General features: G+C 62.7%; 13 protein-coding genes. 4 read left to right on the forward strand and 9 right to left on the reverse strand.

The features are described from left to right. Positions 1–215 (forward strand): hypothetical protein (locus PT85_RS18205; protein WP_214442706.1); only part of this gene is annotated, 215 nt, incomplete at its 5' end. A 251-nt stretch (positions 216–466) separates the two neighbouring features. Here the strand turns inward: PT85_RS18205 and msrQ are convergent. The 6 genes from msrQ to PT85_RS08015 all read right to left on the reverse strand — a co-directional run bounded on the left by msrQ (position 467) and on the right by PT85_RS08015 (position 6,388). Further along, on the reverse strand, positions 467–1,081 hold the full coding sequence (gene msrQ, locus PT85_RS07990) for a protein-methionine-sulfoxide reductase heme-binding subunit MsrQ (RefSeq protein ID WP_039560916.1): 615 nt from the start codon (positions 1,079–1,081) through the stop codon (positions 467–469). Then, positions 1,081–2,073, reverse strand: a complete 993-nt coding sequence (gene msrP / locus PT85_RS07995; RefSeq protein WP_039606490.1) for a protein-methionine-sulfoxide reductase catalytic subunit MsrP — start codon at positions 2,071–2,073, stop codon at positions 1,081–1,083. The genes msrQ and msrP overlap by 1 nt, the downstream gene beginning before the upstream one ends. A gap of 58 nt (positions 2,074–2,131) precedes the next feature. Beyond that, on the reverse strand, positions 2,132–2,968 hold the full coding sequence (pssA, locus tag PT85_RS08000; RefSeq protein WP_027588949.1) for a CDP-diacylglycerol--serine O-phosphatidyltransferase: 837 nt from the start codon (positions 2,966–2,968) through the stop codon (positions 2,132–2,134). A gap of 139 nt (positions 2,969–3,107) precedes the next feature. Further along, complete coding sequence (gene ilvC, locus PT85_RS08005; RefSeq protein WP_027588950.1) at positions 3,108–4,124, reverse strand: ketol-acid reductoisomerase; 1,017 nt, start codon at positions 4,122–4,124, stop codon at positions 3,108–3,110. 45 nt (positions 4,125–4,169) lie between these two features. Then, positions 4,170–4,661 (reverse strand): acetolactate synthase small subunit, encoded by a 492-nt coding sequence (gene ilvN, locus PT85_RS08010; protein WP_027588951.1) that lies wholly within the window; start codon positions 4,659–4,661, stop codon positions 4,170–4,172. A 2-nt stretch (positions 4,662–4,663) separates the two neighbouring features. Then, positions 4,664–6,388 carry an acetolactate synthase 3 large subunit gene (locus PT85_RS08015; RefSeq protein ID WP_039560913.1) on the reverse strand — a complete coding sequence of 575 codons (1,725 nt, stop codon included), beginning with the start codon at positions 6,386–6,388 and terminating at the stop codon, positions 4,664–4,666. 385 nt (positions 6,389–6,773) lie between these two features. On the opposite strand from PT85_RS08015, the gene PT85_RS08020 reads away from it, so the two are divergent. Then, positions 6,774–7,208 carry a DUF4124 domain-containing protein gene (locus PT85_RS08020; RefSeq protein WP_039606405.1) on the forward strand — a complete coding sequence of 145 codons (435 nt, stop codon included), beginning with the start codon at positions 6,774–6,776 and terminating at the stop codon, positions 7,206–7,208. Here PT85_RS08020 and PT85_RS08025 read toward each other — a convergent pair. Genes PT85_RS08025 through mrcB form a run of 3 tightly spaced genes read right to left on the reverse strand, consistent with a single transcriptional unit; the run spans position 7,192 to position 10,563 of the window. Further along, complete coding sequence (locus PT85_RS08025) at positions 7,192–7,521, reverse strand: YqcC family protein (protein ID WP_027588954.1); 330 nt, start codon at positions 7,519–7,521, stop codon at positions 7,192–7,194. The genes PT85_RS08020 and PT85_RS08025 overlap by 17 nt on opposite strands. Then, a complete protein-coding gene (locus PT85_RS08030; protein ID WP_052237642.1) occupies positions 7,521–8,231 on the reverse strand; it encodes a tetratricopeptide repeat protein in 711 nt (236 codons plus the stop codon). The genes PT85_RS08025 and PT85_RS08030 overlap by 1 nt, the downstream gene beginning before the upstream one ends. 16 nt (positions 8,232–8,247) lie before the next feature. After that, a complete protein-coding gene (gene mrcB, locus PT85_RS08035) occupies positions 8,248–10,563 on the reverse strand; it encodes a penicillin-binding protein 1B (RefSeq protein ID WP_027588956.1) in 2,316 nt (771 codons plus the stop codon). A gap of 211 nt (positions 10,564–10,774) precedes the next feature. Between mrcB and PT85_RS08040 the strand changes: the two genes are divergently transcribed. Both PT85_RS08040 and PT85_RS08045 read left to right on the forward strand, forming a co-directional pair. Beyond that, complete coding sequence (locus PT85_RS08040) at positions 10,775–12,337, forward strand: bifunctional aminoglycoside phosphotransferase/ATP-binding protein (RefSeq protein WP_039606406.1); 1,563 nt, start codon at positions 10,775–10,777, stop codon at positions 12,335–12,337. 71 nt (positions 12,338–12,408) lie between these two features. Further along, positions 12,409–12,687 carry a TfoX/Sxy family protein gene (locus tag PT85_RS08045; protein WP_039606407.1) on the forward strand — a complete coding sequence of 93 codons (279 nt, stop codon included), beginning with the start codon at positions 12,409–12,411 and terminating at the stop codon, positions 12,685–12,687. Positions 12,688–12,783: the final 96 nt, after the last annotated feature.

A 12,783-nucleotide genomic window follows, 5' to 3' on the forward strand; every position in this document is an offset into this window, starting at 1 on the left:
AAACCCTAAACTTGGCTCAGCAATCGCAAAAAACTCTCGAATTCACGAGTGTTACTTGTGACGCTGATAATCTTGCGACTATCACTCGATGCACCCACAAGCACCCACACGAATTGCTTGATTCAGTTGTTAAAGAGCGTTTCGATCTGACCGAAGGTCTCAACCGAGGCCGCGCATTCTACAGCGGCCGTTTTGCCTGTCAAGCGTTGATTTGAACTTTTTCGTTTCATCTCAACTGCTTACCACCCAGAGCCGGTTCAACCAGACTCTGCAGCGGGAGGCGAATCATACAGCGCCAAACGACACTGTCAACCCCGCCTCGACCAGCAGCCCGCTTCCTCTAGCGAGCCCTACCAGGTAGATCTGAACATCCAACTCGTTGATTTACAAGGAGTTTTCAGCAGCTCTACGCTGGAAGTGGGGCGCATTATAAGCCTATCCAACAGACCGTCAACCACTATTTGACTCACTGAACCAAATTGCGCCGAGCAGCTACCACCCTACCCAGCCAACGCCGCCCCCAAGGGGTGCGGAAAAACAGCAGCGCACTAGCGAGGCACATATAGAGCGCCCACAACCCGAGGTCGGAGCGCACAACCCAGAGCATGTGCAGCAGAACCACGAGCAGAATCGGATAGACCAGGCGGTGCAAGCTCTTCCAACCGGCCCCTAGGCGACGCATGCTCCACCTGTTAGAAGTCAGAGCCAGCGCCAGCAACCCCAGGAAAGCCAGCGCCCCTACCATCACATAAGGTCTTTCCAGCAGCTCCGCGGGCAGGCGCTGCCATTGGGCACCCATGATGAACAATACAAAGCAGGCAATATGCAGGGTGGCGTACGCGAAACTCCACAACCCCAGCTGTCGCCGGATCGCCAGCCAGTGTGGCCAGCCTGTCAGTCGTGACAGCGGCGTCATGGCCAGCGTGAGCAACAGCAACACAAGCGCCCCCTGCCCCAAATGGTCCAATAGCCACTTACCCGGCTCGGGACCGAGGGCCAGCAGCCAACCGAGGTACAACCAATAGAGCGGCACACCCAGCGCAACGAGGAAAACGGCAATACGCAACCAGGCATGTTTCATCAGTAATGCTTCCGCAGATCCATGCCCCGGTAGAGGTCCGCAACCTGTTCACCATAGCCGTTGAATAACTCGGTCGGCCGCACGTTAGGGCTGAACAACGTATTGGGCAGACGGCGCTCCTGGGCCTGGGACCAGCGCGGATGGCTGACCGAGGGATTCACATTGGCGTAGAAGCCATACTCGTCAGGGGCAATACCCATCCAGGAGCTCTCCGGTTGCTCGCTGACGAAGCTGATACGCACGATCGATTTAATGCTTTTGAAGCCATACTTCCATGGCACCACCAGACGCAGAGGCGCACCGTTCTGGTTAGGCAACACGCGGCCATACATCCCGACTGCCAGGATCGTTAATGGATGCATGGCCTCATCCATCCGCAGCCCCTCCACATAGGGCCAGTCGATCACCGAGAACCGCGACCGGGTACCGGGCATTTCCGCCGGCCTATGGAGCGTTTCGAAACGCACGTAGCGGGCATCACCCAACGGCTCGACCCGCCGGATGAGGTCTGCCAGTGGAAACCCCAGCCAGGGAATCACCATCGACCAGGCTTCTACACAACGAAGCCGGTAGATCCGCTCCTGCAATCGGCTCTGTGCACAGAGCTGGTCCAGATCGTAAGTACCCGGCTTGGCCACCAAGCCATCGATGCGAACCGACCAGGGTTCGGTCTGCATCGTCGAGGCGTAGCGTGCCGGGTCGGTCTTGCCCGGCCCGAACTCGTAGAAGTTGTTGTATTGGCTGGCAACGTTGAAGGGCGCGACCCGCTCATCCGAAGACGACCACTGCACGTCGGCCAGGCGCCGCTGCAGCCAGGGCGGCGCAATGGCCGGCTCCACGTCGGAGTACTGCGCCCAGCCGACACGAGGCAGTGCGCCACTGGCAACCCCCAGCAACGCGCCTTGCATCAGCCCGCGACGGGAAAGATAGACAGATTCGGGGGTGACCTCGCCTTCGCGACAGTCACTTGAAGGGGGGGACTTGATCAACATACTGCGCACCTCGCTCAACGGGCGCATGATGCACCCGCGAGCGAGATTGGAACAGACCTTATTCTTGCCCCGCGCGCCCCTGGCGACGACGAAGCTGAAGCACGAACTGCACCGGGCCGGATACCGCGTAGGCCAGGAAGATCAGCAGCAGCACTCGCGGCGGGTCGCTGAACACCACAGCGAACACCAGCACCACGACAAGAATAGCCACGAAGGGTACGCGCCCCTTCAGGTCCAGATCCTTGAAGCTGTAGTACTTGATGTTGCTGACCATCAGCACGCCGGCCAACGCCACCAGCAGGGCAAACAGCATTACGGTGGCGACAGGCATGTCGACGCCCTCAACACCGAAATCCTTCAAGGCCCAGACGGTACCAGCCACCACACCGGCCGCCGCCGGACTGGCGAGACCCACGAACCACTTCTTGTCGACCTTGCCGATCTGCGTGTTGAAACGAGCCAGACGCAGTGCGGCACAGGCGGCGTAGATGAAGGCTACGGTCAGGCCGACATTGCCCAGCTCCGAGAGCGCCCACTGATAGGCGAGCAGGCTCGGCGCCAGACCGAAGGCCACCATGTCCGACAGCGAATCGTATTCTGCACCGAAGGCACTCTGGGTGTTGGTCAGGCGTGCCACGCGACCATCCAGGCTGTCCAGCAGCATCGCGACGAAAATGGCGATGGCCGCCACCTCGAACTTGCCGTTCATGGCACTGACGATGGCGAAGAAGCCGGCGAACAGGTTGGCGGTGGTGAACAGGTTGGGCAGCAGGTAGACGCCACGGTGACGCACCTTGCGCCCTTCTGCATCCTGGCCCTCCTCGACGTGCTCGTCGATCGGCAGCAGGCTTTCAACGGCGGAGTCCTTGTTCGGCTCCTCGGGACTTTCGCTCATGGACGATTACCTTGAAACAGAAGGAAGAAGACAGTGATCCAGTGTATGCCGGATATCACCGCCGGGCTTTATACCAGATGCTTCGAGAACAACGAAAAAACGCGGCACCAGGCCGCGTCTTTTCGGATCGTGCAAGCGCTTAGTTCTTGCTCTTGTCGACGATCTTGTTGGCAGCGATCCACGGCATCATGGCGCGCAGCTTCTCGCCGACCACTTCGATGCCATGGGCAGCATTGTTGCGGCGGTAGGCGGTCATCGACGGATAGTTGGTGGCGCCTTCGCTGATGAACATCTTGGCGTACTCGCCGTTCTGGATGCGCTTCAGGGCGTTGCGCATGGCGGCACGGGACTGCTCGTTGATCACTTCCGGACCGGTGACGTACTCACCGTACTCGGCGTTGTTGGAGATCGAGTAGTTCATGTTGGCGATGCCGCCTTCGAACATCAGGTCGACGATCAGCTTCAGCTCGTGCAGGCACTCGAAGTAGGCCATTTCCGGCGCGTAACCGGCTTCGACCAGGGTTTCGAAACCGGCCTTGACCAGCTCGACGCAACCGCCGCACAGCACGGCCTGCTCGCCGAACAGGTCGGTTTCGGTTTCGTCCTTGAAGGTGGTTTCGATGATGCCGGTACGGCCGCCACCCACGCCAGACGCGTAGGACAGAGCGACATTCTTGGCATTGCCGGAAGCGTCCTGGTAGACGGCGATCAGGTCAGGAATGCCGCCGCCGCGCACGAATTCGGAACGCACGGTGTGACCCGGTGCCTTCGGGGCGATCATGATCACGTCCAGGTCGGCGCGCGGCACCACCTGGTTGTAGTGGATGGAGAAACCGTGGGCGAAGGCCAGGGTGGCGCCCTTTTTCAGGTTCGGCTCCAGCTCCTCGCGGTACAGCTTGCCCTGGAACTCATCCGGGGTCAGCACCATCACCACGTCGGCCTGGGCGACCGCCTCGGCCACTTCGGCGACTTTCAGACCATGGTTCTTGGCCTTGGCGATGGAGGAAGAACCGGCACGCAGACCGACAGTGACATCCACACCGGAGTCCTTCAGGTTGCACGCATGCGCATGGCCCTGCGAACCGTAACCGATGATGGCGACCTTCTTGCCCTGGATGATGGAGAGGTCGCAGTCTTTGTCGTAATAAACTTTCATGAAATTTCCTCGGTATCTGGCCGTCTGGGCCACTTCAATAAAACGTCAGATGCTCAGCACTTTGTCGCCACGGGCAATTCCGGTGACACCGCTGCGCACGGTCTCCAGGATCGACGTGGTGCCGATGGCCTGGATGAAGCTGTCCAGCTTGTCGCTGGTGCCGGCCAGCTGGATGGTATAGACGCTCGGCGTCACGTCGACGATCTGCCCACGGAAGATGTCGGTGGTGCGTTTGACCTCGGCGCGCTGGGCGCCGGTGGCCTTGACCTTGACCAGCATCAGCTCGCGCTCGATGTGGGCGCTTTCCGACAGGTCTACCAGCTTTACCACCTCGATCAGCTTGTTGAGGTTCTTGGTAATCTGCTCGATCACCTCCTCGTGGCCGATGGTAGTCAGCGTCAGGCGCGACAGGGTCGGATCCTCGGTCGGCGCCACGGTCAGGCTTTCGATGTTGTAGTTGCGCTGGGAGAACAGGCCGACCACGCGGGACAGGGCGCCCGGTTCGTTTTCCAGCAGCAGGGAGATGATGTGTCGCATGCTCAGGTCCGCTCCGTCTTGCTCAGCCACATGTCGCGCATCGCGCCGTCCCTGATCTGCATCGGGTAGACGTGCTCGCTGGTATCCACCGCGATGTCGAGGAACACCAGGCGGTTCTTGAGGGCGAAGGCCTCTTCCATCTTCGGCTTGAGATCCTTCAGCTCGGTGATGCGCATGCCGACGTGGCCATAGGCTTCGGCCAGCTTGACGAAGTCAGGCAGCGATTCCATGTAGGAATGCGAGTAGCGGCTGTTGTACTGCATGTCCTGCCACTGACGCACCATGCCCAGCGCGCCGTTGTTGAGATTGACGATCTTCACCGGCAGGTCGTACTGCAGGCAGGTGGACAGCTCCTGGATGTTCATCTGGATGCTGCCCTCGCCGGTCACGCACGCCACGTCCACATCCGGGAAGTTCAGCTTGGCGCCCATGGCCGCCGGCAGACCGAAGCCCATGGTGCCCAGGCCGCCGGAGTTCAGCCAGCGATTGGGCTTGTCGAAGCGGTAGTACTGGCAAGCGAACATCTGGTGCTGGCCCACGTCGGACGACACGAACGCATCGCCCTTGGTGACTTCGTAGAGGGTCTCGATGACCTTCTGCGGCTTGATGATCGAGCCGTCTCCCTCGTTGTAGGGGAACAGCCGGCCGCTGCCGCGCCACTCGTCGATCTGCTTCCACCAACTGGCCACGGCGTCCTTGTTCGGCGTCTGGCCGATTTCCTTGAGCACGGCGACCATCTCGGTCAGCACGCTGTCCACCGGACCGACGATCGGGATATCGGCCTTGATGGTCTTGGAGATGGAGGCCGGGTCGATGTCGATGTGGATGACCTTGGCATTCGGGCAGAACTTGGCCGGGCCGTTGACCACGCGATCATCGAAACGCGCGCCGACGGCGAGGATCACGTCGGCATGGTGCATGGTCACGTTGGCGGTGTAGCTGCCATGCATGCCGAGCATGCCGATGAACTGGCGGTCGCTGCCAGGGTAGCCACCGAGGCCCATCAGGGTATTGGTGACCGGCAGGTTGAGCATTTGCGCCAGTTCGGTGAGCTGCGCGGACGCATTGCCCATGATCACACCGCCGCCGGAGTAGAGCACCGGGCGCTTGGCGGCCAGCAGCATTTCCGCGGCCTTGCGGATCTGTCCGGAATGGCCTCGCACCGCCGGGCTGTATGAGCGCAGCTTGGCCTTCTTCGGGTAGACGTATTCGTATTTTTCGCCCGGAGTACCCATGTCCTTGGGAATGTCCACCACCACCGGGCCGGGACGACCGGACTCGGCGATGTAGAACGCCTTCTTCAGGGTTTCGGGAATCTCCGAGGGATGCTTGATCATGAAGCTGTGCTTCACGATCGGCCGGGAAATGCCGACCATGTCGGTTTCCTGGAAGGCGTCGGTGCCAACCATGGTGCTGGGCACCTGGCCGGAGATCACCACCATCGGAATGGAGTCCATGTAGGCGGTGGCAATACCGGTGATGGCATTGGTCGCACCAGGACCGGAGGTCACCAGCACCACGCCGGCCTTGCCGGTGGCGCGGGCATAGCCGTCGGCCATGTGAGTGGCGGCCTGTTCGTGGCGGACCAGGATATGGGTGATTTCCTTTTCCTTGAACAGTGCATCGTAGATGTGCAGCAGGGCACCGCCCGGGTACCCGTAAACATATTTCACGCCTTCGTCGCGCAGGAAGCGGACGACCATTTCAGCGCCGGATAGAAGCTCCACGTTATTCCCCTCTAGAACGCCAGAATGCCGCCTGGGGCCAGGCAGCCTGTTTAGGTCTACTCCTCGGCAGAGCATGTGCGACGGTTGGCCGCAAATGGAAACAGCTCTACTGAGCAAGTACTGGGAGCAACCCTGGTGTGTTGCGGATGGCTCCCACCCAGCGCGAGGTAACGCGTTGCGGGTGTTACAGATTCGGCACGGGTAGGCGCCTCGAGTCGCGTGAATCGGAGCCGTCGGCTCAAGATGCAGCGAGCGTGGAATTGTTCGGATAAGGCGCGAGCAAGTCAAGTCGCACGTGCTGCGAGGCGGGCATTGTGCGCCCTCGCGCCGACAGAGCCGTCCGCCATCTGTTATTCAGGCACGCTCCACCCACCCGGAACCTACCATGCATCGACTGCTTTCTACCCTGCTGCTGCTCAACGCCTCGTCTGCCCTGGCGGCTGCCGTCCACAGCTGGACGGACGAGCATGGCATCCGCCATTTCAGCGACCGCCCCAGCGCACTGCACAGTACGCAAGCACAGCCCCTGCCCAGCGCACCATCGCCCGGCCCCAGCCAGCAGCGAAGAGACAATACCGCGCAACGCGCGGCCGCAGAGCAACGCCGCTTCAACGACGTTCTGCGCCGGGATGCCTTCAGGGAGGAGCAGGCACGCCAGCAACGCTGCAGAACGCTGGAGGAACAACTGGCAATGCTGCGCGACCGGCCACGCCTGAGACTGGCTGATGCCGCAGGCTCCCCACGGCCGCTGGACGAAGCCGAGCGGGAGGTATTGATCCGCGACACGCGGGAACGACTGAGGATCAGTTGCCCGCGGTGATCAGGCGATCAAATTCCGTCAGGGCCACCAGCAGGGTGCGCACCTCGCCGAGTCGCTCGGCATACACCACTTCGGCCATTTCCGTGATACCGGAAACGGCCGGCAATGGACGACCACTCTCCACCAGGATCTTCATGCGCGGCAGGAAGATCCACTGCAGCCACTGATGCAATTCGAGGGTGTCCACACAGAACGGCTGCTCACTGGACAAGGCTTGGGCACTCGGCGGGACGCTACTCCACCACCCCAGCAGCCGCAGCTCCCGCTCGATCAACAACAACTGATCGGCGACGGCCGAAACTCGATTGTCCATCAACTGCTCACCTTGGCTCGTTGTCGGGCCTGCGCGGCCCCGGCGGGATCGCCCTGACGCTCACGGGCCTTGGCGATCAGCTCCCAGAGACTGGCCTGCAGCGCGGGTCGACCACCGGCGTAGGTGAGCGCCCGGCGGGCCAACTGCTCGGCCTGGGCAGGATCACCCTGCGCCAGGCGCAAGTCCGCCAGCCGGTAGAGCACCTGCGGCTCGCGGGGAGCGATGCGCTGTGCGCGCTCCAGACTGGAGGCGGCGCCATTCAGGTCCCCTCCATTCTGCATCTGCCGGGCGGATGTGAGCAGCGCCAGGACCGGACCGTCCAACTGCTCATCCGGCGCCAGCTCACCCTGGGGAATCCCGGTCGGTGCCGGCACGCGCGGCGATGCGGATATCACCGGAGACACCCCACCGGTCGACTGCCCTTGCCCTGCACCGGGAAACGTAATAGCACCCGGTGCGGTCTGCAGCGGTGCCGAACCGGCATCCTGCGGCACCATCACCACGACACCGGCATCTTCCTCCTCGGCGGGCGCGGGAGCCGCAGCGGGCGTGCGCGGCGTGGACTGACGACCAAGCGGCTCGGCGCCCATCCACTCCTGCTCCTGATAGATCGAGGCGCCATTCTCCTGCACCGGGACCACCCCGCGCGGATTGCTCGCACAGCCCGAGAGCACCAGCAGAACCGCCACGGTGACAAGCCATCTGTTCACAAGCACACCTCTGTCGTCAGTTCAGCCAACCGCGCACCCAATCCATGACCGATTCGGCCGGCGGGATCCCACAGGAGACGCCCGGCAGCGGCTCGCTGCCACGGATGTAGGGCATCTGCACGGCATCCGGACAATGTTCGGCGGAACCCTCGCCGGTATGCGCATTCACCCAGGCCAGCACGATGTTGTCCGGTACCGGCATCTCCAGCGGCATCGGATCGGCCTTGGCCATGAACCGCGCCCAGACCTGCAACCCTCCACTGGCGCCGGTCAGCGGCGTTGAGCCGTTGTCGTCACGCCCCATCCAGACGACCGCCAGCAGGTCTTGACTGAAACCGGCGAACCAGCTGTCGCGCGAGTCATTACTGGTCCCGGTCTTGCCGGCCAGCGTCAGGGATGTCGGCAACTGGTTGTAGACGGAGCGACCGGTACCCTCGCGCATGACGCGCTGCATGGCGTTCTGAATCAGATAGATCGCGCCAGGATCGAAACGTTGCTGGATCTCGAACGGATAACGCTTGAGCGGTTCGCCATTGCCGTCGAGCACGCTGCGAATGGCCCGCAGCGGCGTATTGAAGCCGCCGTTGGCCAGCGTCTGGTACATGCCGGCCACCTCCATCGGTGTCAGGCCGCCCGCGCCGAGCAGCATCGAGGGGTAGGCCGGCCATTGCCGTGACACGCCCAGGCGCTGCAGGGTGCGCAGTACATTCTCGACGCCCAGGTCGAGACCGAGCCTGGCTGTGGACAGGTTGTAGGAGTTGGCCAGCCCCTGGTACAGGTAGACGGTGCCATGAGCCTTCTGATCGTAGTTCTGGGGCTGCCAGACCTGACCGTCGCGCGCGGTCACGGAAAACGGCTCGTCCTCGATCAGCGACGTCAGTGTGTACTGACTGGGCCGCTCCAGCGCGGCCAGATACACCGCTGGCTTCACCAGCGAGCCAATCGGGCGCACCGCATCCAGCGCACGGTTGTAGCCCGCAAAGCGCGGCTGGCGACCGCCGATCAGCGCCTGCAGCTCCCCCGTTTCCGGGTTGGCGACCACCATGGCCGCCTCGATCTCATCGACGCCCTTGCGCGCGCCCAACCGTTGCAGCGTCTCGGCCAAGGCTTCCTCGGCCTTCAACTGCAGCAGTGGATCGAAGCTGGTGAAAATGCGCAGCCCTTCCTCGGTGAGGTCCTGTTCCTGGTAGTCCTCACGCAGTTGACGCTTGACCAGGTCGAGGAAGCCCGGGAAGGAGGTATCGGCCAACCGGCCGCGCGGTGTGACACCCAGCGGCTGCTGTTTGGCCTGGGCCGCCTGGGCGACATCCAGGTTGCCTTGCTCGACCATCAGGTCGAGCACCAGATTGCGGCGCGCCAGCGCCCGCTCGGGCTGGCGTCGGGGGTTGTAGTAGGTAGGCCCCTTCACCATGCCGACCAGCAGGGCCACCTGATGCGCCTTGAGCTCGGAAAGCGGCTGGCCAAAGTAGTACTGGCTGGCCAGGCCGAAACCGTGGATGGCGCGCTGACCGTCCTGACCGAGGAACACCTCGTTGAGGTAGGCCTCGAGAATCTCCCATTTGTCGTAATGCAGCTCCAGCAGCAGGGCCATCGCCGCTTCCATCGCCTTGCGGCTGAGCGTGCGCTCGCTGGTCAGGAAGAAGTTCTTCACCAGCTGCTGGGTCAGGGTGCTGCCGCCTTGGCGCAGGCCACCGGCACTAACGTTGACCCACATGGCCCGGGCGATGGACTTGGGCGACACACCGAAATGATTGAAGTACTCGCGATCCTCGACGGCCACCAGCGCATCGACCAGCAGCGGCGGCACCTCGTCGATCTTGATCAGAATGCGGTCTTCCTGATGCGCCGGGTAGATACCGCCGATCAGCAGCGGCTCCAGACGCACCACGGCCAGCTCGCCGCCGCCCGGACGGCTCATGCTTGCGACCCGGTCACCGGCGAAGCGCACGCGAATATGCTGAGGCGATTCGGCGCCCTCGTAGAACTGGAAGCCGCGCGTCTGCAGCTCTACGGCACCCCCGGTCACGGCGAAGGCGCCCGGCCCGGCCACGCTCGACTCACGTCGATAGCCGAGCGCTTCCAGCTCGCGCAGGAAATCCGCCTGGCTCAGCTTGAGCCCGCCGAATACCTCCAGCGGCCGCGCGTAGACTTTGGCTGGCACGGTCCAGCGCTTGCCGGAGAATTTCTCCTGCACGACCGCATCGAGATAGATGGCAAAACCGGCCAGTACCACCAGGCCGACCAGACCCAGCTTGACCACCCAGCCAAGCCATCTACGGCGAGGCCTGGAAGGTTTCTTGCCACGGGAACGAGGAGTAGGGGAATGCTTCATGGCGGCGGATTATACGCAGTTTATCCACAATGCGCAGACGGCCACCGGCCGTGGCTGTGGGTAAGTCGTTCGCAAAATGGGTAATGGATGGCCTGAGCCGGTAAGGCCCGGATGATCGAGCTAAGACATGGAAAAAGGTCGCAGAGTTTCCCGCAGGCCGGCACAGCCGCCATAATGTCGCCTTTTCCTGACGAGACGTAAGGACTGACCCGTGAGCCTAGCCCTGATCTCCGCCCTGCAAAATCCAGCCCTTTACCCCCACCCCGTGGACGGTTTCCAGGTCATCGAAACCCACATCTCCTGGGTTCTGCTCACCGGCCCCTACGCCTACAAGATCAAGAAGCCGGTGAATTTCGGCTTCCTCGACTTCACCGAACTGGCCAGCCGCCAGCACTTCTGCAACGAAGAGCTGCGTCTCAACCAGCGTCTCGCGCCGTCGCTCTACCGACAGGTTCTGCCGATCTGCGGCAGCGAACAGGCCCCACAGTTCGGCAGCGACGCTCCGGTCATCGAATATGCCCTGCAGATGCGCCAGTTCCCGCAGAGCCAGCTGCTGGCGGAGCTGCAGAGCCGCGGCGAACTGCGCAGCGAGCACATCGATGCCCTGGCCGAGTTGATCGCGCACTTCCACCTGCAGGCACCTCGTGTTCCGGTCGAGCATGCCCTGGGCTCACCCGAGGCGGTGATGGCGCCGGTCCAGCAGAATTTTGACCAGATCCGCCCGTTGCTCAGCGATGCGGCCGATCTGGCTCAGCTGGACACCCTCGAGCACTGGGCACAGAGCACCTACCAACGTCTGTATCCGCTGCTGGCCACACGCAAGGCCGATGGCTTCATTCGCGAATGCCACGGCGACATCCACCTGGGCAACGCCACCCTGCTGGACGGTGAGGTCGTGCTCTTCGACTGCATCGAGTTCAATGAACCGTTCCGCCTGACCGACATCGTCGCCGACTCCGCCTTCCTGGCCATGGACCTGGAATCGCGCGGCCTCAAGGCCCTGGCCCGACGCTTCGTGAATCGCTGGCTGGAACTCACAGGCGATTACGCCGCCCTGGAACTGTTCAATTTCTACAAGGCCTATCGCGCCCTGGTGCGCGCCAAGATCAATCTGCTCAGCCTCAGTCACGAGCCGGATGCCACCTGTCAGGCCACCGCCCTGGCCGAATACCGCCGCTACGCCAGCCTGGCCGAACAATACTGCGCCATTCCCTCGCGCTTCATGGCCATCACCCACGGTGTGGCAGGCGTAGGCAAGAGCCATGTCTCGCTGCGCCTGGTGGAAGAACTGGGCGCCATCCGCTTGCGTTCGGACGTGGAGCGCAAGCGGCTGTTCGGCAGTCAGCCCACTGACCAGCAGGGCCAACTCGCCAGTGGCATCTATCAGGCCAGCGCTAGCCAGGCCACCTACCAGCGCCTGGCCGACCTGGCCAGCCTGGCGCTGCGCGCCGGCTATCCGGTGGTTCTCGACGCCACCTTTCTCAAGCGCACGCAACGGGACGCCGCACGGCACGTTGCCGAAGAGAATGGCGTGCCCTTTCTGATCCTGGATTGCCAGGCGCCCGAACCGGTTCTTGAGCAGCGTCTGGCGCAGCGCCAGCGCGAGGGCGGCGATCCGTCCGACGCCACCCTGGAAGTGATGCATGCGCAGCAGGCCTCGCGTGAGCCCCTCGCCGAAGACGAGTTATCCCGCCAGCGGGTCATCAACACGCAGGATGGCAGCGGCCTGGAACAGGCCATCGCCGATCTGCGCCAGCGCCTGCCAGGGCTCTGATCCGTCCGTTCGCCGGCGGCCGGCCCCTGCCCGGGGCCAGCCGCTACACTTGCCACTGGCAAGGAGGCACGATGAACGACGAACTGCTGCGCCTGAAGAACCTGGGCAAGACATCTGCACAATGGCTGCACGCCAGCGGCATTCACAACCTCGATGATCTGCGCCGACTCGGCTCGGTAGACGCCTACCTAGCCGTGCAGGCCCGTGGGTTTCGTGCATCCCGCGTCCTGCTGTATGCCATCGAGGGCGCGCTGCTGGACATTCCCTGGAGCCAACTGCCGCATGACCACAAGGCAGCACTAAACGCGGCCCTGGAGCAGCGGCCTCCCAGACCCGCCTCGAAACACTGAAGCGCCGGCAACACAACCGCGCTTGACTATCAAATGATAATCGTTATTATTAGCTTCAACTGATCGCGAGATCAGCCGGTAAGCTGCAAGAGCAGT

It is taken from the genome of Pseudomonas flexibilis, from assembly GCF_000806415.1.
Classification (GTDB): Bacteria; Pseudomonadota; Gammaproteobacteria; order Pseudomonadales; family Pseudomonadaceae; genus Serpens; species Serpens flexibilis.